This window comes from Collinsella aerofaciens, from assembly GCF_020181355.1.
GTDB lineage: Bacteria > Actinomycetota > Coriobacteriia > Coriobacteriales > Coriobacteriaceae > Collinsella.
Map to the genome: position 1 here is coordinate 2,164,706 of NZ_CP084004.1, position 21,105 is coordinate 2,185,810.

General features: G+C 62.0%; 17 protein-coding genes and 1 tRNA gene. 5 read left to right on the forward strand and 13 right to left on the reverse strand.

What is annotated here, in order from left to right; genetic code table 11:
- Nucleotides 1-45 precede the first annotated feature (45 nt).
- From proB to LCQ44_RS09475, 5 genes are all read right to left on the reverse strand, one after another.
- Nucleotides 46-1,173, reverse strand: a complete 1,128-nt coding sequence (gene proB / locus LCQ44_RS09455; RefSeq protein ID WP_225093701.1) for a glutamate 5-kinase — start codon at nucleotides 1,171-1,173, stop codon at nucleotides 46-48.
- Nucleotides 1,174-1,276: 103 nt separating this feature from the next.
- Nucleotides 1,277-2,782, reverse strand: a complete 1,506-nt coding sequence (locus LCQ44_RS09460; protein WP_225093702.1) for a nicotinate phosphoribosyltransferase — start codon at nucleotides 2,780-2,782, stop codon at nucleotides 1,277-1,279.
- A gap of 82 nt (nucleotides 2,783-2,864) precedes the next feature.
- Complete coding sequence (locus LCQ44_RS09465) at nucleotides 2,865-3,317, reverse strand: hypothetical protein (protein ID WP_225093703.1); 453 nt, start codon at nucleotides 3,315-3,317, stop codon at nucleotides 2,865-2,867.
- A 66-nt stretch (nucleotides 3,318-3,383) separates the two neighbouring features.
- Nucleotides 3,384-3,456, reverse strand: a tRNA-Ala gene (locus tag LCQ44_RS09470).
- A gap of 151 nt (nucleotides 3,457-3,607) precedes the next feature.
- Entirely contained in the window at nucleotides 3,608-4,546 is a 939-nt protein-coding gene (locus tag LCQ44_RS09475; protein WP_225093704.1) for a radical SAM protein, read from the reverse strand.
- Between the two features lie 535 nt (nucleotides 4,547-5,081).
- On the opposite strand from LCQ44_RS09475, the gene LCQ44_RS09480 reads away from it, so the two are divergent.
- Complete coding sequence (locus LCQ44_RS09480) at nucleotides 5,082-6,281, forward strand: MraY family glycosyltransferase (RefSeq protein ID WP_225093705.1); 1,200 nt, start codon at nucleotides 5,082-5,084, stop codon at nucleotides 6,279-6,281.
- Between the two features lie 160 nt (nucleotides 6,282-6,441).
- Nucleotides 6,442-7,491, forward strand: coding sequence for a tryptophan--tRNA ligase (gene trpS, locus LCQ44_RS09485; protein WP_195568757.1), 1,050 nt, complete (start codon nucleotides 6,442-6,444; stop codon nucleotides 7,489-7,491).
- 393 nt (nucleotides 7,492-7,884) lie between these two features.
- On the opposite strand, the gene LCQ44_RS09490 is transcribed toward trpS, so the two are convergent.
- From LCQ44_RS09490 to LCQ44_RS09515, 6 genes are all read right to left on the reverse strand, one after another.
- Nucleotides 7,885-8,205: an MGMT family protein gene (locus LCQ44_RS09490; RefSeq protein ID WP_225093706.1), complete on the reverse strand. Its 321-nt coding sequence runs from the start codon at nucleotides 8,203-8,205 to the stop codon at nucleotides 7,885-7,887.
- Nucleotides 8,206-8,284: 79 nt separating this feature from the next.
- Nucleotides 8,285-9,139 (reverse strand): DegV family protein, encoded by an 855-nt coding sequence (locus LCQ44_RS09495; protein ID WP_225093707.1) that lies wholly within the window; start codon nucleotides 9,137-9,139, stop codon nucleotides 8,285-8,287.
- Between the two features lie 119 nt (nucleotides 9,140-9,258).
- On the reverse strand, nucleotides 9,259-9,708 hold the full coding sequence (locus tag LCQ44_RS09500) for a MarR family winged helix-turn-helix transcriptional regulator (RefSeq protein WP_022093866.1): 450 nt from the start codon (nucleotides 9,706-9,708) through the stop codon (nucleotides 9,259-9,261).
- A gap of 170 nt (nucleotides 9,709-9,878) precedes the next feature.
- Nucleotides 9,879-10,598 (reverse strand): B3/B4 domain-containing protein, encoded by a 720-nt coding sequence (locus tag LCQ44_RS09505; RefSeq protein WP_225093708.1) that lies wholly within the window; start codon nucleotides 10,596-10,598, stop codon nucleotides 9,879-9,881.
- 227 nt (nucleotides 10,599-10,825) lie between these two features.
- A complete protein-coding gene (gene pckA, locus LCQ44_RS09510; RefSeq protein WP_225093709.1) occupies nucleotides 10,826-12,496 on the reverse strand; it encodes a phosphoenolpyruvate carboxykinase (ATP) in 1,671 nt (556 codons plus the stop codon).
- A gap of 278 nt (nucleotides 12,497-12,774) precedes the next feature.
- Complete coding sequence (locus LCQ44_RS09515; RefSeq protein WP_225093710.1) at nucleotides 12,775-14,346, reverse strand: L-lactate permease; 1,572 nt, start codon at nucleotides 14,344-14,346, stop codon at nucleotides 12,775-12,777.
- Between the two features lie 179 nt (nucleotides 14,347-14,525).
- On the opposite strand from LCQ44_RS09515, the gene LCQ44_RS09520 reads away from it, so the two are divergent.
- A complete protein-coding gene (locus LCQ44_RS09520; protein ID WP_225093711.1) occupies nucleotides 14,526-16,100 on the forward strand; it encodes a lipopolysaccharide biosynthesis protein in 1,575 nt (524 codons plus the stop codon).
- 317 nt (nucleotides 16,101-16,417) lie between these two features.
- Here LCQ44_RS09520 and LCQ44_RS09525 read toward each other — a convergent pair whose 3' ends face one another.
- Nucleotides 16,418-17,257 (reverse strand): metallophosphoesterase, encoded by an 840-nt coding sequence (locus LCQ44_RS09525; protein WP_225093712.1) that lies wholly within the window; start codon nucleotides 17,255-17,257, stop codon nucleotides 16,418-16,420.
- Nucleotides 17,258-17,721: 464 nt separating this feature from the next.
- Here LCQ44_RS09525 and LCQ44_RS09530 point away from each other — a divergent pair, with 464 nt between their 5' ends.
- Together LCQ44_RS09530 and LCQ44_RS09535 are read left to right on the forward strand one after the other, a co-directional pair.
- On the forward strand, nucleotides 17,722-18,879 hold the full coding sequence (locus LCQ44_RS09530) for an IS110 family RNA-guided transposase (protein WP_225093533.1): 1,158 nt from the start codon (nucleotides 17,722-17,724) through the stop codon (nucleotides 18,877-18,879).
- A 240-nt stretch (nucleotides 18,880-19,119) separates the two neighbouring features.
- The gene (locus LCQ44_RS09535) at nucleotides 19,120-20,721 is read left to right on the forward strand and encodes a potassium/proton antiporter (protein ID WP_225093713.1); all 1,602 of its coding nucleotides are present in this window, start codon (nucleotides 19,120-19,122) and stop codon (nucleotides 20,719-20,721) included.
- A gap of 115 nt (nucleotides 20,722-20,836) precedes the next feature.
- On the opposite strand, the gene LCQ44_RS09540 is transcribed toward LCQ44_RS09535, so the two are convergent.
- Nucleotides 20,837-21,061 (reverse strand): hypothetical protein, encoded by a 225-nt coding sequence (locus LCQ44_RS09540; RefSeq protein WP_225093714.1) that lies wholly within the window; start codon nucleotides 21,059-21,061, stop codon nucleotides 20,837-20,839.
- Nucleotides 21,062-21,105: the final 44 nt, after the last annotated feature.

Below are 21,105 nucleotides of genomic sequence, written 5' to 3' on the forward strand. Positions count from 1 at the left end.
TTGAACGTCAGATTGCCGCTTAGGGGCGTTTGCAGCGTCAATTGGTTAAGCAAATACAATCAAGTTGTCCCTGTGGATCGCGGGCTTCTCGGCCAGGTCGGCCAGCAGGCGGTTGCTGGCGATCTGGTCCTGGCGGCGGCCCGCCGCAAGCTCCAGCACGTCCGAATCGGCCTCGGCGATACCGCGGGCGACAACCATACCGCTCGGGTCGCACACATCGAGCACATCGCCCTCGGCAAACTCGCCATCGACCTCGCGAATACCCACCGCAAGCAGGGAAGATCCACGGCTAACCAGCGCCTTCGCAGCGCCGTCATCGACCGTCACCGAACCATGCGCCTTGTCGCCTAGCGCGATCCACAGCTTGCGGGGCGCAATGTCCAGGCGCTCCGCCGGCGGATCGAACAGGGTTCCCACGCTCTCGCCACGGGCCAAGCGCACGAGCGCATCGGGCTCCTCGCCCGAGCAAATCACGCTCTGAATGCCGGCCGTCATCAAAATGCGGCTCGCGCGGATCTTGGTGATCATGCCGCCGGTGCCCACCGACGTCGAAGAATCGCCCGCCGAGGCAATGATCTTGGCATCGATTTTGCGCACGACCGGGATAAACTCGGCCGTCGGATCCTCATGCGGATTGGCGGTGTAGAGGCCGTCAATGTCCGAAAGCGTCACGCACAGGTCGGCAGAAACCAGGCAGCTCACGAGCGCCGCCAGCGTGTCGTTGTCGCCGAACTTGATCTCGTCGACGGTGACGGTGTCGTTCTCGTTGACGACCGGCACCACGCCCAGCTCCACCAGGCGCAGCAGGGCGTCGCGCGCGTGCAGGTAGGACGTACGGCGCGCCGTGTCGTGGCGCGTGAGCAGCACGAGCGAGGTGAGTAGGTCACGCGCATGGAACTCCTCGTCGTAGGCCGACGAGATGATGCACTGACCGGCCGAGGCGCAGGCCTGCAGACTCGGCAGGTCACCGACCGGCTTGCGGTCGAAGCCCAGCACGGGATAGCCACAGGCAATGGCTCCGGAGCTCACCACGACCAAGCGCCAGCCGAGCTTGCGCAGGGCCGCGGCCTGATCGGCCAGGCCACCGATAAACGCGCGGTTGACCTTACCGTCGGCACCCACCACCGTGGACGAGCCGATCTTTACCACCATCGTTTTATAAGAAGTCGTCATACGTCAAACCAATCGAGTGTTGAGCAGGAGGGCGAGCTGGAGCAGCCGGGGCACCCGGTGCAGGACGGACGAAAATGATCCGTTTTCCTCCGTCCCCTTCAGATCATTTTGCCCAGGGGAAGGCCGAAGCCGCGGCCATGTTCTTGCGCACGAGCTCGTCGCGCACCTGGGCCAGACCCTGTTCCATACCCACCACGTAGGTCTGCGGATACAGGAAGCGCTTGAAAGCCGCATCCAGATGATCGAGTGCCCAAGCACAGCGCTCGCGTGCGTCCTCGATACTCTCGCGCGGGGCTACCGCACTGCCATCGCGCACAATCGGCACCAGCAGCTCGCGATACTCAAGCTCGGACACATCGGTCACCAGGGCGGCATCGTTCACGGCCACGAGGGTATTGCCGCGCGCGGCGCCCTCCCCCGCCAGATGATCCTCGTCATAGATCATGTCGCAGACCGGGCCGCCAAAGCCGTCGTAATAGCGGCGCACACGCTGCACGCCCGGAATCGTGCGCTTGTAGGGCTGCTCGGAGAGCTTCACCACCGGCGTCCACGGGTCCGCATCGCTCGCACGGCGGGCGGAAAGCTTGTACACGCCGCCCAGCGCCGGCTGATCGTAGCAGGTCGCAAGCTTGGTACCCACGCCAAAGCTATCGATGGGCGCGCCCTGGTCGAGCAGCGACTGAATCGTGTACTCGTCCAGGTCGTTGGAAACCGAAATCCCCACATAAGGCAGGCCCTCGGCGTCAAAACGTCCGCGGACATACTTGGACAACTTAGCCAGGTCGCCCGAGTCGATGCGAATGGCCGACAGGCGCTCGCCCGCCGCCTCCATCTCCTTGGCAACCGTAATGGCATGCTCGCAGCCCTCGCGCACGTCGTAGGTGTCAATGAGCAGCGTGCAATTCTTGGGGCTCGACTTGGCAAAGGCGCGGAAGGCCTCGAGCTCGGAGTCAAAGCTCATCACCCAGCTGTGCGCGTGTGTGCCAAAGACGGGGATGCCGTAACGGCGCCCTGCAAGCACGTTAGACGTGGACGAGCAGCCGGCCACATAGCTTGCGCGCGCAACAGCCAAGCCACCATCGGGACCCTGGGCACGACGCAGGCCGAACTCGGCCACGGGACGGCCGTCCGCCGCCAACACCACGCGTGCCGTCTTGGTGGCAACAAGCGTCTGGAAGCCGACGATGTTGAGCAGCGCGGTCTCGAGCAGCTGGCACTCCAGCGCCGGGCCGGTGACGCGCACCATAGGCTCGCGCGGAAATACGAGCTCGCCCTCGGGCACGGCGTCGATATTCACGTGCGCACGGAAGTTGCGCAGGTAGTCGAGGAATGCAGGCTTAAACATCGCGCCGCCGGCAGGAGCCTGGAGCGAAGCTAGATAGTCGATGTCCTCGGGCGTAAAGCACAGGTTCTCGACAAGCTCGGGCAGCTCGGCGGTGCCGCACATGACGGCATACGCGCTGCCAAAGGGATGGTCGCGGTAAAACGCCGTAAAACAACCCTGCTCGTTGGCCTTGCCGCTCTCCCACAGGCCCTGGGCCATAGTGAGCTCGTACAGATCGGTGAGCATTGCGATGTCGGTAGGATGCGAGATGTCGGTCAAAGCCATGGGGCGACCTTTCGGATGTGTTGTGCAGAGGTTGATGGTTGGACGAGGCGAGCGTACGGGCACGGAGCCCGGCGCGAACAGGTTAGTGCAGACCCATGCTGCCCGTGATCGTGTAAACCATAAAGACGATAAACGCGATGAGGGCGAGCACGATGATGATTTTTTGAGCCGGAGCCATGCCGGGGATCTCGTTCTCGCCCGTAGGCTCCTTGGAGGTGACCATGCGCTGGGCAAAGGTCATCTCGTCACGGCTCGGTTTGGGCTCGACGGGCTTGGGACGAGCGGCCTTTTTAGGCTGAGGTTTGGGTGCAGTGGGCGCGGGCTTCGCGGTGGAAGGCTTGGGCGCGGGCGCGGGCTCGGATGCAGCCTTCGCAGCGGCCTCGTCGGCCTTCTCGCGCTCGGCGCGCAGGGCGGCCAGCTCCTCACGCTCGCGACGTGCCTCTTCCTGGGCCTCGCGACGAGCTTTCTCGGCGCGGAGCTCTTCCAACTCGGCGCGCTCCTCGGCAGACAGTGGTTGGGACTCAAGCTCGGCCATGGTATAGCCCCTTTCTTTTTGAAAAAAGCCGCCGACACAATGTCAGCGGCTTATCAAATCCAAGGGTGGAGACGAAGGGAGTCGAACCCTCGGCCTCTGCCATGCGACGGCAGCGCTCTCCCAACTGAGCTACGTCCCCAGGACAAGTTGATATTTTACCTACGGCTCGCCAACTGTCAACGCCCAATACCCAGTCTTTTTGGGACGGGGCTGTTTTGGCTACTTTTCGAACGTCCGAGCCACCCGATGATTTTTTAATCCCCGTCCCAGAAAAATCATCGGTAAACGCACTACTTTGCGCTGGTGAGGACGCCGGTGGTGTCGAACGCCGGGGTAAAGCTCTCGTCTACCGCTCCACCTTCTTGCCAGAACATCGTCGTAAAGCCCAGGCCGTCGGCATGATCGAGCACCTGCTCGTACTCCTCGCGCGTCACGGCGCGTGCCAACTCGCCGCCTTGCTCGCGCATGAGCGCATTGGGGGTGTACTGGTTCATGACCGAAATCGGCACGTCGCCCACCGTCTGCCACACCAGGTCCAGCACGCGGCACGAATCGTCCGCATGTCCCGGCAGCACTAGGTGACGCACGATGATGCCGCGCTTCATGAGCCCCTCGTCGTCCACCAGCTCTCCCCCGCGGCGCTCGACCTCGCGCGCCATCTGTGCCAGGCCCGACACGGCCACGCGCGGGTAATCCTTAATATGAGAAAGTGACTGAGCAAGCTCGGCATCAGCATATTTAAAGTCGGTGAGCCACACATCAACCAGGTCACCCAGGGCAGCAACGGCACTCGCCCGCTCATAGCCGCTCGTGTTGTAGACGATCGGGATGTCCAGCCCGCGCTCCCGCGCTTCGGCAATCGCGGCCGGCAGCAGGTGAGCATAATGCGTCGCAGTCACCAGGTTAATGTTGTTGGCGCCCTGGTCCTGCAGCTCCAGCATAATCTCGACCAAGCGCTCGGGCGAAATCTCAAGACCGAAATTGCCCGTCGAGATCTCGTGGTTTTGGCAGTAGACGCATTTGAGCGAACAGCCGCTAAAGAAAATCGTGCCCGAGCCGGCCTCACCCGAAATGGGCGGCTCCTCCCACATATGGAGCGCCGCGCGGGCGACTTTAAGCGTGTCGTCGGCACCGCACACGCCATGCGCGCCCTCGTCGCGTGCCGCGCCGCAACGGCGTGGACACAAATGGCAGGCGGGCGAAAAAAGTTCGGTCAACGACGTCGGCATAAAAACATGCTCCAAAACAACGATTCAGCAGCTCAAACGTAAAGGCCCGGACCGCGCAGACGGCTCCAAGCCCAAGGCGCCGTAATCGTCCGACACGTTTTTTGTAATGTCAAGACTGGAATCAACAAAGTGCCGCTTTATGATGTAGGTATTCCGCCCCCCGCGGAGCAACTGGGTGAACCGTCGCGTTTATTTAGGGAGCCCACACAGTCGTACTTAGTACAGGTATCCTTCGTTGTTAAGGACGCTGGAACAGTCGATGAGGGCACCCACCTGTTTTAGGTGGGTTCATTTTCGTAACGTGGGGGGTGGTTTTCTTTTGCCGATTTTGCCAAAAATTGCCATCACAGATCCCGTATGACACCCAACAGCACTCGGCAGAACCCCCGCCAACATCCTAATATCTGGTAAGCGCGTGATAATCGCACGGCACAAACCCCCGCACCCCCTCGGTCGAGTATCATGGGTCAGCTATGCCCTTTTGCGCGTAGCGCCCTTTGACCTTTTCCTTCGACGCTTGGCGGTTTTTTGATTCATGGTTTCCTCCACGAGCTTCATACCGTACTTATGCGTGGCGGCCGCTGCCTTTATCACGACCTTTCTCACGGTACCCCTGGTCAAGCGTCTGGCGATTAAGCTCGATGCCGTCGACTATCCCTCAAAGCGCCGCATTAACACCAAACCCATCCCGCGCATGGGCGGCACGGCAGTCTTTTTGGGCCTCGTCGTTGCCTGCATCGTGCAGATCCTGGGCACCTGGTACCTGGGCTGGCCGCCCGTTTTGGTACCGCACCCGCGCCTTCACATCAGCTACCCCGTGCTGGCACTCTCCTTTACCGTGATCTTTGCGACCGGCGCGATCGATGATGTCTTCCAGCTCAAGCCCAAGCAAAAGCTGGCCGGCCAGGTGCTCGCCGCGCTCATCGCCTGCATCGGCGGCTTAAAAATCGGCGTCATCATCAACCCGTTTGCCCCCGGCGAGATCATGCTTGGCTGGCTCGCCTACCCCATCACCGTGATCTACCTAGTGGCGTTCACCAACATCATCAACCTCATCGACGGCCTCGACGGCCTGGCCACGGGCATTTGCGGCATCGCATCGTTCACCATGTTTTCGATGGCCGTTCTCTCGGGCCGCATCGACGCCGCCGCGCTCTCCATTGCGCTCTTTGGCGCCTGTCTGGCCTTTTTGCGCTACAACTTCAACCCCGCAAGCATCTTCTTGGGCGACTCGGGGTCGCTGCTTCTGGGCTTTGCGCTGGGCTCCATCTCGCTGCTCAACGTGAGCCGCACCGCCGCACTCACCTCGCTTATCATTCCGCTCATCGTTGCCGGCGTGCCCATCATCGACACGTTCAGCGCCATCGTGCGTCGCAAGCGCGCCCACATTAGCATCGGACAGGCCGACAAGGGCCACATCCACCACCGCCTGATCCAAGAGGGCTACAACCAAAAGCAGGCCGTGCTGCTCATCTACGCCTGGTGCATCATGCTTTCGGCCGGCGCCGCCGCGATCAATCAGGTCGAGGTGCCCACGCGCGTACTCATCTTTGTCGTGCTCGCTATTGGCTCGGCGGCCTTCGCCAAGCACCTGCACCTGTTTGAGCCCGTCCTGCGCCACCATTACAACAAGCGCACACACGAGGACGAGCTGGTAACCCCCGACGACCCCGCCTTTAAACAGGAGGAGCAGGCAGCCGAAGAACGTAAAGAAGAGCGCCACCACAAGCTCTAGGATAAGCTGCCGAGGATGCGCCCAGGCAACGCTGGCCAAGCGCAGCCTCGCCGCACCCATCGCACAAGCCGCCCCTCTCCCGCCCCTCGCCTACTTACGCCCTACCCCTTTCAATAAACGCGTTATCATCTTGACCAATACGCATACGTTAGGAGCAATCATGCCAAACGAGAACAGCTACGAAGTCGCGCTGCAAAAGAGCAACGCCATTCGCGAGGGCCTGGCCAAGACGCCCGAGAAGTTCACCATGCTCACCGGCGACCGCCCCACCGGCCGCCTGCACCTGGGCCACTACTTTGGCACCCTCAAGGGCCGCGTTGAGCTGCAGAACATGGGCGCCAAGACCAACGTGCTCATCGCCGACTACCAGGTCATCACCGACCGCGACACGACCGAGCACATCCAGGACAACGTGTACAACATGGTCATGGACTACCTTGCCTGCGGCATCGACCCCGACAAGACCATGATCTACGCGCACTCCGCCGTGCCCGCAGCCAACCAGCTCATGCTGCCGTTCCTGTCGCTGGTGTCCGAGGCCGAGCTGGCGCGCAACCCCACGGTAAAGGCCGAGATGGAGGCCTCGGGCCACGAGCTCACCGGCCTTCTGCTCACCTACCCGGTGCACCAGGCCTGCGACATCCTGTTCTGCAAGGGCAACGTGGTGCCCGTCGGTCGCGACCAGCTACCGCACATCGAGCTTACCCGCACCATCGCTCGCCGCTTTAACAACCGCTACGGCAAGGTGTTCCCCGAGGTCGACGCGCTGCTGTCCGAGACCCCGCTGCTGCCGGGCCTGGACGGTCGCAAGATGAGCAAGAGCTACGGCAACGCCATCAACATCTCGATGACCGCCGAGGAAACGGCCAAACGCATCAAGAAGAGCCAGACCGACTCCGAGCGCATGATCACGTTCGATCCCGAGAACCGCCCCGGCGTGTCTGGCCTGCTTTCGACAGCCGCCATCTGCACCGGTCGCTCCGAGGTCGAAATTGCCGAGGAGATCGGCATGGGCGGCTCCGGCCAGCTCAAGAAGTACGTGACCGAGGCCGTCAACGAGTACTTCGCACCGATCCGCGAGCGTCGCCAGCGCTACGAGAACGATCTGGACTATGTGAAGGACGTCCTGCACGAGGGCAACCGTCGCGCCAACGAGATCGCCGATCAGACCCTGGCAGAGGTTCAGGACGCCATGGGCATGGTGTACTAGACCGATCTACTGGCTTGAGCTTTCGATTGCTTTAGGGCGGGCGCTGCGGCGTCCGCCTTTTTTGGAGCCGGACCGCTTCGGCTCCGTCCATCGCACCCCCTCGACAAACAGGAACAGGCCCGCCGGCAGTTAGCTGCCAGCGGGCCTGTTCCCGAAGTACACCGTTGAATCGCACAGAGGGGAGGGATGCGAATCAAACTCAACAGGGCAGGCTTTTTCATCGCCTATTGCCTGCTCCCTTGCTGAAACCAATATAGTTCACCGTGGTTTACTTTCTGACGGCAAAGTACGCCGCCACACCTTCTCCATAAGTTAGCTCTGGTAAACCTACAGTGTAAAACCACCACAAAGGGGACAGGCGCCTTTGTGGTGGTTTTCGCCACGGAAGAACCGCTAGAGCCCGGCAAGCCAGCGACAGGCGGCCAAGTCGACGTGCACGGGATCGGTAAACGTCACACCCTCCCCCATCAAGAGCTCACGCTGAGCATCGGGGCCGCCAAAGGCAAAGCCCTCACAGATACGGCCGTCGGCAAACACCACGCGATGACAGGGAATTTGGCCAGGGCGCGGGTTGCTGTGCAGCGCATAGCCCACATAGCGCGCGCTCCGCGGACGACCGGCGAGCAGCGCCACCTGACCGTACGTAGCGACCATCCCCTCGGGAATCTGCTCGACCACCTCGTACACCCGCTCAAAAAAGCCCTCAGACGCCATCGATCGCTCCCTTCCACCCTGAAAAGCATAAACCACCACAAAGGTACCTGTCCCCTTTGTGGTGGTTTTGACCGGAAAGCTAGTTGGCGGGGCGGAAGAAGGCTACGGCTACGGCGCCGGGGCCCACGTGGGTGCCGATGGTGGCGCCAATGGTGTGGATGGGCAGCTCGTTCTCGGTGTGTCCAGCCCACAGCGCGGCGCTGTCCTCGATGTACTTCTTGAGCACAGCGTCCGAAAGGCCCGTATAGCCCAGTGCCAGCGGCATGGAAAAGTCGACGCCGCCCGCCTTTTCGACCTTCTGGTTGAGCAGGTTACGGCCGTTCTTGGAGCCACGAGCCTTGCCCAGCTGCACAATCAGGCCGTCCTCGGCGGCCACTACGGGCTTCACGTTGAGCAGCGTGCCCACAGCGCCCGCAGCGGCAGACAGGCGACCGCCGCGCACCAAGTACTCCAGCGTCTCGAGCAGGCCGATGACGACCACGCGGTCACGGACGGCCTCTACGGCCGCCGCGATTTGGGCCGCACTACGGCCCTCGTCCACCAAGCGCAGCGCATACTCGACCAGGACACGTTCGCCCAGGGTGACGTTATTGCTGTCTACCACGAACACGTCGCCGCCCGGCGTCTCGGCAAGTGCGGTACGGGCACTCTGATTGGTGCCCGAAAGCTTGGCGCCCACGGTAATAATCACTGCCTCGTCGCCGGCCTCACGCGTCTCGGCAATCGCCTGTGAAAACGCGTACGGGTTGACCTGACCGGTCTTGGGCAGCTCATCGCGCTCCACGAGCATCTCGTAAAAGCGCTGGTGATCGATGTCGACGCCATCCATGTACACATCGGTACCAAAGGTAACGGACAGCGGCAGAACACGCAAAGCGGGGTGCTCAGCCGGCGACATATCGCTTGCGGAATCGGTAATAATACGAATGGACATAGCGAATCCTTTCTTGCGCAGGTCACGCGCGGGGAATTTTGACAGCAATGCCCCGGCACGGTATACGCGCTCAAACGGGACTATGCAGTTGTTAATGGAAAGCAAATGCCTGGGCGGCCTTAGATCTCGCGCAGGGTGTTGAGAATCGTACGCAGCGACGCATACATCTGCTCGCGCTGCTCCACACCCATAGCCTTACCGGTGGTATCGAGCACCTCGCGAATGATGCGGTCCGCCTCGCTCATGCTCTCGCCGCCCAGAGCGGTCAGGCGCACCGGAGCACGATACTTAACGGCGGCATCGCCCGAATCATCGACCTCGACGTAGCCGCCCTCCTCCAGATGCGCGAGCGTACGCGAGACGGCGGCGCGGGTCACGCCTGCCATGCGAGCCAGGTCAGCGCCAGTCAGGCCGTCCTTGCTGCGCTCAAGATAGTACAGGCACATCACGTCGGAGCCCTTGAGGCCCAGCCTTGCGCCCTCGGATGTCTTAATGCGCTGGATCTCCTTGTAGAGCCCACTGATCAGTCCGACAAAGTCCTCGAAACGTGTCTCGTCGTTCTGCTGCATGGGAGACGACCGCCTTTCGCTTGCATAATGCTTACGGGTAAACATCTTAACCGCATGCGCGAACCCCCATACCCAAATATCTCAATTGTTAACCCATCAACATAAAAACCACCACAAAGGGGACAGGCACCTTTGTGGTGGTTTGGGGCATCAATAGGTTCTAGGCGCCGCTACAGCTCCACGCAAGGATTGTCGCAGGTCACAAGCGTCTTAATGACAACCGTCGCTCCCAGATAGCGCTCAAGCAGCTCGGCTAAGCGATCGATCGCAGCCTGGCAATCCCCCATCCGCTCGGACTCCACGCACTCAATCGCCAGGAACGCATCGGCCGAATTATCGGACAGCGCCGTGCGAACGCCGTCGCGCCAGTTCCAGCAGCGGCACACAGCGCCCGCATCGTCGATATAGGCGAGCTCGCCGGGCAGCGTCGGATCGTCCGCCTCCTCGCCAAGCGGCAAGAACGCATCGCCACCGTCGGTCACCTTCAAGCGAAGGTCTCCCTCGATCGCATGCAGATCCTCGCCTCCCACGGGCAGCGCGTAGGTCAGCGACACCGTGTTGTAAATATCCACCGCGGGCGTAATGTGGCCCACCGGCTTGCCTTTGAGCACGCGTTTGAGCAAGTTCTCGATCGAGCAGCGCGCGCCTTTCTTGGTCTTGAACAGACGATAGGCCTCGCGCCATGCCTTGACCGGTGCGTTCTCGCTGATAGTGTCACTGGTCAGATGACGCTCCGCATCGATATTGGCGCGGTCGAGCAACGCCGCAATCGCATCCACGTCCTCTTGAGGAATCTGAGCCGTGGGCTTCATGCCCTCCACGACCACAACACCGACCGCTGCCTGCGGAAACAGCTCCCAGAATGAATCCTCGGCAATAAAGCTCTTCATACGCTCTCCCTTCATTGTGCGCGCCCGAGTGAGGGCGCCTAAACAAAAAGCGCCCTTACAACGGCCACCTTCAAAGTCCTACGGTGCCGTCACAAGAACGCTTGCGCTGTCCCCATCCGGAGAAGGGGGCGATATGTCAGGCGTATTGTAACCCGAGTCATCCACGCGAGCAAAACCACCACAAAGGTGCCTGTCCCCTTTGTGGTGGATATGGACTCACGGCGAAGCTAGTGGCGAAGTCCCAGCAGCCCGCGGCCGCGATGACGGGCGTCGGCGTGTACTTGAACGTGCGGGCCGGCGGCTTTGACGGACTCGGGCAGGTGCGAGTACTTCTTCTCGAAGTTCTCCTCGAACATCACCGCCAGGTTGTGCGCGGCCTCGTCATAGCGCGCGGTGCTCTGCCAGTATTGGCGCGGCACCAGGATGCCATCGGGCACGCCGTGGCACGTCGTGGGAATGTCGACGTTAAAGATGTCGTCGTGCACGAACTCGCTGTCCTCGATGGTGCCGTCGAGGGCGCGCGCGACCAGCGAGCGCGTGTAGGCAAGCTCGATGCGATGGCCCACGCCGTAGCCGCCGCCGATCCAGCCGGTGTTGACCAGGTACACGCGCGTGCGGCCGTCGGCAATGCGCTCGCCAAGCATCCTGGCGTAAACCATGGGGTCGAGCGGCATAAACGGCTCGCCGAACAGCGAAGAGAACGTGGGCGTGGGCTCGGTGACGCCGACCTCGGTGCCGGGAATCTTAGCCGTAAAGCCCGTCACAAAGTGGTACATGGCGGCGTCGGCCGTCAGGCGCGAGATGGGCGGCAGCACGCCAAAAGCGTCGCAAGTCAGGAACAGCACGACACTCGGAGTGGTGCCCATGCCCTTAGTCCACGCGTTAGGAATGTGCTCCACGGGATAGGCCACGCGCGTGTTGTGCGTGATCGAGATGTCGTCGTAGCTGGGCTTGCGGTTCTCGTCGAGCACCACGTTTTCGCAAATGGCGCCAAAACGGACGGCGCTGAAGATCTCGGGCTCGTGAAAGGCGTCCAGGCCCTCGCATTTGGCGTAGCAGCCACCTTCGATGTTGAAGATGCCCATGTCGGACCAACCGTGCTCGTCGTCGCCGATCAGCAGCCGCGTGGGGTTGGCCGAAAGCGTGGTCTTGCCCGTGCCCGAAAGGCCAAAGAACACGGCGGTCTCGTGCGTGACGGGATCCATGCTGGCCGAGCAGTGCATGGGTAGCACGTCGTCCTCGACGGGCAGCAGGTAATTCATGACGCTGAAGATGGACTTTTTGATTTCGCCGGAGTAACCGGTGCCGGCAACCAAAATCACGCGCTCCTGGAAGTTGATGACCACGGCGGCGCTGGAGTTGAGGCCCTTAATGGCGGGATCGCACTGGTAGCCGGGAGCGGCGAGCACGCAGAAGTCCGGCTCGCCGGTGCGTGCGATTTCACGGGCAAGCGGGCGGGCGAGCATCTGCTTAATAAAGAGCGCTTGGCTGGCACGCTCGCAGGCGACAAGCAGGCGACGCGTATGGTTGCGATCGGCACCGGCCATACCGCGAGTGACGAACACATCGCGCTCGTTGAGGTAGTTGACGATACCGGCCTTGATGGCCTCGTAGCTCTCGGCAGAAAGCGGGCGGTTGACGGCACCCCAGGCAATCTTGTCGTGAACATCGGGGGTGTCAACGATAAAGCGGTCATTGGGGGAACGACCAGTGCGCTCCCCCGTCTCGATCACCAGCGCGCCGTTGGATGCCATGCGGCCTTCTTCGCGGCGGATGGCGTGCTCGACGAGCTCCGCGGCGGATAGATCGACCAGCAGACGGGGCTGATTCTCGGCGGGATCTTCGACCAGCGCAATACCAAAGTTGGACAGAACTTCTGCAGGGGTAACACCAGGCATGGGGCCTCCTTTAAAAGCGCGACACGTGGACGCGGCGCGCACTTTACTCACGTAAAGCCCGTTGTACCCGATATGCAAAAACGTTTTTGCGGCAACGGCGAAGCGCCCGCCCAACGGTCAAAAATCGCAGGCAAGCGGCCTAGTCGTTAGGGACGCTTTTAAACGACTAGTCATTGGGGACACTCTTGAACAGACAACATTCAAGGAGTGTCCCCGGATGCCGGCACTTAGGGACGTTCCCAAAGTGCCGGCACATAAGGAACGTCCCTAAGTGCCGACTACAGCGGCAGGCCTTGGCCGAGCATGGCTATGGCGCTCATCAGGACCAGCATGCCGGCGGCGTAGGGCAGGACGGCGCCCAGGAGTTCGGCATCCTTACCGCGCACGAGCACGGCGGCAAGACCAATGGCGAGGGTCTGCGGCGAGATCATCTTACCGGCGGCGACGCCCAGGGCGTTCAACGCGACCATCCAGTAGTCGCTCACACCCAGCGCAGTGGCAGCCTGGCTCTGAATGGGGCCAAACAGCATGCCCGAGGACGTGCCCGAGCCGGTCACAAACGCACCGACTGCGCCGATCCACGGAGCCAGAATCGGGTACAGCCCACCGGCGACGGCGATGCAGAACGCGCTGATCGAAGAGATCATGCCCGCATAGCCCATCACCTTGGCACAGCCCAGCACCGAAAGCATCGTGATCACCGTCGGCATCATCTGCTTCACAGTCGCGGCCAGCACCTCGCCCATCATGCGTGGCGAAGCACCCTGAATGGCACCGCCGGCAAACGCCGCCAGGAAAATCCAGACGCCCGGCGTGTTGATCCACGAAAACGTAAGCGTACCGGGATTCTCACCGCAATACACCTGCACGTGGCTCGCAAAGGGCGCAAGCGCGGCATGCACGGCGGGCACCAGGTTGGACGTACCCAACAGCAGTACAAAAATCAGGATGAAACACGACCAGGCAGAAAGCGCCGACTTAGCGGTGAGCTGCTCACCGGCCTCGATATTCATGTGAAAGCGCGCGTCCAGGTGACCGGACTTCTCGGCGCGCATGGCAAGCGCGGCGGTCAGCGCGAGCGACACGATGGAGCCCACGACCACGGCAAGCTCGGGGCCCACAAACATAGCGACGACCAGGGCAGCGCCGACAAAGGACGCGCCAGAGAGCAGCGCGATACCGGCCACGCCGTGCAGGCGCTCGCCTACGCTCGCAACATCGCCTTGATCGTCGGTCACGCGGCCCGCAACCAACACGATGAGCAGCGGCATCACCACAAAGAACGGTGCGAGCTGCACCAGCTGAACGGTCGCCAGGTGCAGGGAATCCAGACCCACCAGGTCGGCAACGGACACCGTGGGGATGCCGATGGAGCCGTAGGGCGTGGGCACGCCGTTGGCCAGCAGGCAGATCAGCACGGCAGGCACGGCCTCAAAACCAAGGCCCGCGAGCATGCCGGCGGGAATGGCGACAGCGGTACCAAAGCCAGCCATGCCCTCCATAAAGCCGCCGAAGCACCACGCCACGAGCAGCGCCAGCAGACGGCGATCGCTGCTGATGGAGGTGATCATGCTGCCGATCACGTCCATGGCGCCCGTGCGAACGCAGAGGTTATACGTAAAGACGGCGGCGATAATCACCAACACGATGGGCCACAGCGCCATCAAAAAGCCCTCGAGCGAGGCCGTGGCTATCTGCGCCACCGGCAAATGCCACCACGCAAAGGCGAGCACGCACGAAAGAACAAACGAACCAATCGCGGCTTTCCAGGCCGGCCATTTAAAGCACAGCAGCATCACGACAAGCCAGATGATAGGCACAAGAGCCAGCAAAAATGCGGCGACGTCCATGGGTAAAAGCTCCTTGGTACCGCGAGGGCGGCATCGGGGGTGTCATAAAACTTGAACAGGATAACGCACGCTTACCGACAATTTTCTGCCGTCTGCCGAAATATTGAACAATCCGTTCAAAAACACGAGCAAACACCGCCGCGTCTATACTAGAGCGCAGCAATAGAAAGGACTCCGCCTTGAGCATCACGCCCCTCGATAGCATCCGCCGCGCCATCGCCCGCCGCAACGGCGTCACCGACCCCACCGTATCGGGCGGGGCGCACGGGCAGGGCGGACGCATCGAGAACGGCCTGTTCCCCGCATCGCACACCGCCGAGGAGCTCGCACGAATCCAAGAGCTAAGCCAGCGTAACGCCGGCGGTCCCGACAGCAACCAGGCCACACGCCGTCGCCGCGAGCGCGATCGCCAGCCCGGCCCCATCCACCGCATGGTCAATGCCTGGTGGAACCGCCTGCTCGGAGCCGTCTACGGCGGCGGTTTCTCCACGCAGGAAGCCGAATACGAAGAGCACGCCACCAGTCGCGACTATCTTTGGAACACCCTCGGCACCGCCGTATGGGGCATGGCGTTTCCGCTGCTCACCATCGTGTCCACGCAGCTTGTGGGCGCCGAGGAGGCCGGCAAGTTCTCCATCGCCTTTGTCACCGGCACGCTCATCATGATCGCGTGCAACTACGGCGTGCGCAATTTCCAGGTCTCGGATATCGACGAGAAGACGTCCTTTGCCTCCTACCAGCTCAATCGCTGGCTTTGCGGAGCGATCGCGCTGGCCTGCGGCCTTGCATACAGCAGCGCCCGCGGCTACGACGCGCACATGGCGACGATCGGCCTGGGCGTCTACCTGTATAAGGTGATCGACGGCGTCGCCGACGTATACGAGGGCCGCCTGCAGCAGGCCGATAAACTCTACCTGGCCGGCATGAGCCAAACGCTACGCTCCGTCGGCGTCATCGCGGTCTTTAGCGTGGCGCTGTTCCTTACGCGCAGCATGCCCATCGCGGCGATGGCCATGGGTGTCACCGCCATCGCCTCGCTCATGCTGGTCACCGCGCCGCTCGCTCTGCTCGAGACCGAAAAATCGCGCCACGTGAGTCTGCGCGAGGTCGGCCACCTGTTTGTCCAGTGCGCCCCGCTCTTTGGCGCGCTCTTTTTATTCAACCTTATCGAGAGCATGCCCAAGTTTGTGATGGAAGGCACGCTGGCCTACAAATACCAGCTGTACTTTAATGCCCTGTTCTTTCCAGCGCAGGCTATTTTGCTGAGCATCGGATTTGTCTATAAACCGCAGCTCCTGCGTCTGTCGAGTATTTGGGCGAACCCGCGCAAACGCCGCCGTTTTGACTTGATTATTATTGCCGTTATGGCACTAATCGTGGCCATCACCGGCGTGTGCGCCGCATTTATGGCCGGTCCCGGCATTCCCCTCATGAGCTTTATGTACGGCCTCAGCTTTGAGCGCTACCGCACATTGGCGCTGCTGATGGTCGTCGCCGGCGGCGTAACCGCGGCCATCGATTTTATCTACGCCATTATCACGGTGGTGCGCCACGCCGGCGACGTCACCAAGATTTACCTCATCTGCTTTGCCGTGAGCGTAGTGCTCCCGGTGATCCTGATCAACCTGCTTGGCCTGATGGGTGCCGTCGTAAGCTACCTGGCTATCATGGCCCTACTGCTGGTGCTGTTGATTGTCGAATACGCCCACATCCGCCAGCGCATAGAACGAGCCCGCAACCCATACGGCGCCTAATTAGCTGCCCCGGTCACCGGAATTTGCGATGGAATCACCCCGGCCGGGGTCTCGTTGCGGACAATATGCATCACGCAAAACTAAGTGAGTAGACTTTTACCGAATCCCCGATCACACCGACAAAGCACAAGTCTGTGACCTGCGGTTTTATTGAGGCAAATATGTTGAGTGCTCGGCATTTCCAAAAAAGTCTACTCACTTAGCCAGCGGGCGGCCAAATGATTATTTAATCCCCGTCCCAGAAAAATCAATTAGCGGGCAGAAGGGCAAAAGTAGTCAAAAAGGCCCCGTCCCAAATTAGCTACCCTTTGTAGCGATTATTCGCCCGGGTTGATGTTCGCATAAAACTCCGCCCCGTCGTCCAGACGCAGGATCCCGACGCGGCCGAACTCGGAACCGGTGGCCGCCGCGCAGTCGATATCGATGCGATCGGGCACACCGGCGGTATCCTCGCCACCCAAGCGCACCATTTGCCCGCGGCCCGACTCCTCATCGAGCCCTGCCAGGCCGCCAACCTCGCAATAGCGCCCCAGCGACACCGTGGGCGTGTGGCCGCTCACCACGACCGGACCCTTGCCCTCGGCAGAAAGCAGCCCCGTCGGGGCATCCCAATAGCCATGGCGAATCCAGAGCAAGTCATCGGACGACTGCACGGCGAGCATTTGCTGCAGCAGCTCGCAATCGGCATCGACCGCTCCCCTGCCGTCGCCGCAATCGACGCCATGCTCAAGCAAAAACGCGCGCGCCGCCTCGGTCTGAATACCGGCGTGCACCAGCAGGTACGGCCGCTCGACAGTCTCTGTCACCGCATAGAGCGGCAGGGCAGCAGCCCAACGCACTAGCTCCTCGTATGCCTCAAACTCCATTTCGTTGAGCTGCTGGCGCGTGGTCCAACCGCCGTTGATATCCCAGGTCTCGGCATCGAGCGGGTCCTGGCCAATGATCGCGTCGAGCATAATCTGCTCGTGGTTGCCCTTAAGCACGCGAGCGTTGGGCAGCGACCGCACCAAGTTGATGACACCGACCGGATCGGGACCGCGGTCGATCATGTCGCCCAGCACATATAGCGTGTCGTCGGACGTCAGCGAGATCTTGGAAAGGGCCTCGTCCAGTGCGTGCACGTGCCCGTGAGCATCAGATGTCACATAGATCGCCATGGAACGCCTTTCCCTGCATTACGGCCGAAGCCCGATGCCACGACTAAAACTTCAAGTTGAACTTAAACGTTACCCATTGTACTCCGTTGCAATAACGGTGGAAAGTGCCACCACAGCCAACGGCCACAAGCGGCCGCCCGCACGCTCCGGAAATACCGCGCCACCATCATCAACGCTCCACCCAGCACCACCCATTACAGTCTGAAGTGGGCCACCGATAAATTTCGATGGCGAGCATTCGGCGCATTGCCTACGATACGGGCAAGCCCCGAGGGGCCGCCGATCGGGCGCCTCCGGATGGCCGTCTGCCCCTGCCCCGTAGAGGGCCCGGGGGGTGTTGCCACCGGGGGCGCTCGCCGCTCCGGACGACTGATAGGAAACTGCCGGGCGCAAGCGCCACGGCCAGGTAATGTGGGTGTCGCAGGGAGGGGTTCCGATCGGCCTACCGATTGGAGGATAACACCGTGGCACCACCTAGAATGCCGGAAGCCGTCATCGGGCTCGATGTCGGGAAATTGTCCCATTGGGCATGCGTCGCGACCCGGGACGGCGAGATACTGCTGAGCGCCCCCGTCGCGAACAGGGAGGGCGATCTGGACTCGCTGTTCGGCCGCTTCCCCGACGCGCTCGTGGTCGTCGACCAGTCGCGCAACATAGGCGCCCTCGCGCTCGCCCGCGCCAAGGCGGCCGGGATGTCGGCGGCGTACCTACCGGGACTCGCGGCACACGGGGCCGCCAGGCTCTTCGCCGGCGACGCCAAGACCGACGAGCGGGACGCAATGGTCATCGCGAAGACGGCGCTGGGCATCCCCGACGCACTCCTGCCGGTCGGGGATCCGGGCCCGACGGTCGCGGCGGCGAGGGCGCTGGCCGCCCAGAGAAACTTCCTGACCTGCGAAAACACCAGGAGCAAGAACCGGCTGCGCAGCATCCTGCTGGAATCGTGCCCCGCCTTCGAGGCGTTGGTCGACCTGTCCGACGGTCCCCAGCTGAGGCTCATGGCATCCCTCGGCGGGGCCTGGTCGGTGGCCGACGCCGGGCCCCGCAGGGCGGCGGCGCTCACGCGCGGGGCGGCGCGCGGCAAGATCGAGGCCCTCGTCCGCTCGACGGCCTCCTCGACAAGGCCGGACGCGGCGGCCATCGCCGCCGAGGACCGGGCGGTGAGGCTGCTCGCGCGCAGGATCTCCGAGAACTCGGCGGAGATCGATGTGATCACGGCGGAGATATCCGCCCTCCTCGAGGGCGACGATACCTACCGATGCCTCCTGACGGTGCCGGGGATCGGCCCCAAAACCGCTTCCGAGCTCGCGATCTCCATAGATATCGAAGACTTCCCAAGCCACGACAGGCTCGCGTCGTACTGCGGCCTGGCGCCGCGCAACCGCCAGTCGGGGACCTCGATCTCCTCGGTGACGGCATCGCGCCAAGGCAACAAGAGGCTGAAGAACCTGCTCATATTCTCGTGCAACTGCCTTACCCGGACAGAGGGAAGATGGGGCGATTACTACGCTAGGTGCCGAGAGCGGGGCATGCCGCACGGCAAGGCGCTCAAGGCGCTGGCACGAAAGAGGCTGAAGGTCATCTACGCGATCATGCGGGACAGGGTGCCCTACGCCGCCTAGTCGAAGCGCTCCGAACAGATTGGAGCCCATCGGCCGAAAGGCCTGGCGTTAGCATGTCGCGATTCAATCTCGAAAACAGCATTGCCCAGTTGACAAAACTATAGGAACACCCCCCGCCCCGGCCTCGTGTCGATAATGCGAACGCCCGCGGCTCGGCCCCATAAACCCACCACCTTTGGGTACAAATAACCACAGATAATTGACCGTGCCACGCAAACCACCCAGAAGCGGACACTATCCATGAACCAGATACTTCTCTTTATCGGCCTCGTCATCATTTTGTGCCTGACCATCAAACCCGTCGGCAAAAAGCTCCCCTTCCCCACCCTGCTCATCTTTATCGCGCTGGGCATGCTGCTGGGCGTCAACGGCCCCGCGCACATCGACTTTAGCGACTACGCGCTTACCGAAACCGTCTGCAGCACGGCGCTGCTGTTCATCATGTTCTACGGCGGCTTTAACACCAACATCGACCGTGCCAAGCCCGTCGCCGCGCCCGCGGTACTGCTGAGCACGCTCGGCGTCGTCATCACCGCCGGCATCACGGGCGCCTTTGCGCACTTCGCGCTGGGCTTCGACTGGATAGGCGGCCTGCTGCTAGGCTCGGTCGTGGCGTCGACCGATGCGGCGAGCGTCTTTAGCGTGCTGCGCGAGCACAGCCTGTCACTAAAGGGCGGCACCGACTCGCTGCTCGAGGTCGAATCAGGCTCCAACGACCCCGTCGCCTACATGCTCACCGCGGTGCTCGCGACCCTCGCGGCGGGCGGCAACATCGACATTCCCGTGTTGCTGGCCAAGCAGATCATCCTGGGCGTGGGGCTGGGCCTTGCCATCGGCTGGACATCCAGCCGCCTGATTGAACGCGCACATGCAACGGCCGAGGGCGCGCAGACCATCTTCTTGTTCGCCGTGGCGATCGTGGCCTACGCGCTGCCGAGCTACCTGGGCGGCAACGGCTTTTTGGCCGTATACCTGGCAGGTATCGTTCTGGGCGCGAGCGACATCACCGGCAAGGTCGAAATGGCACACTTCTTCGATACCCTCACCGAGATGGCCGAGATGACTATCTTCTTCTTGCTCGGTCTGCTCGTGACGCCCGCACGCCTGCCGCAAATGCTGCTACCGGGCCTGGCACTCATGGCGTTTATGCTCTTTGTGAGCCGCCCCATCGCCGTGGGCCTGCTGTTGGCGCCCTTTAAGACTAACTCTCGCCAGGTTGCGCTCGTAAGCTGGGCGGGTCTGCGCGGTGCCGCTTCGGTCGTGTTTAGCCTCTTTGCCGTGGTGTTCGGTGTTCCCGGTGGTCACGACCTGTTTGACCTGGTATTTGTGATCGCCGTGTCGAGCATTGTGGTGCAGGGCTCGCTGCTGCCGGCGGTGGCGAAGAAACTCGATATGATCGACGCGGAAGGCGACGTGCGCCGCACGTTTAACGACTACCGCGACGAGGACGGCATGTCTTTCGTTAAGCTCAAGGTGGGTGTAGGGCATCCGTTTGCGGGGCGCTCGCTCGCGGACATTGGCAGTGCGACGGACATGCTCGTAGTCCTGGTGCTGCGCGACGGCGCGCACCCGGTGCTGCCCAACGGCGATACCGTGATCGAAGAAGGCGACCTTCTGGTTATGGCCGCGCCGACGTTTGAAGAGCGTGCCGAGGTTACGCTGCGCGAGGTCACCGTGACACCCCACGGTCGCCTGGCAGGACTGCGCCTGCGCGATGTGCCACAAGGCAAGCACCCCTTTATCGTCGTGATGCTCAAGCGCGACGGCCAAACCATCATCCCCGACGGCAACACCCTCATATACGCCGGCGACGAAGCCGTCATCGCCACGCTGGCGTCGTAGCCATCCCCACCCATAAGTTGCGGTGAAATAGGGACTGAATAGGCCTTCTAGCAGCCCAAACAGTCCCCATTTCACCGCATCTTATTGAAGGGATGGGGTTGAAGTTCAATCGCGGCTACCATTCCTCGTCTGCGCCGTAGTCATCGTCCGCGTCACCATCGACGGCAAAGTCGCAGAGGTCGAGGCCTTCGCGTTCGGCTCGGGCTAGGAGCTCTTGGGGCGACTCGTCCTCGATATCCATCACGTCGAGCATGGCGGCCGGAAAACCCACGCCCGCCGCACTCCCCGCGCGGTCGAGCAGACTCTCGCGCAGTTGGTCTACATCAACTTCGATTTTCATGGTGAAACCTCCTACCGGCAATCGCGACCGAACAAACCGCATGC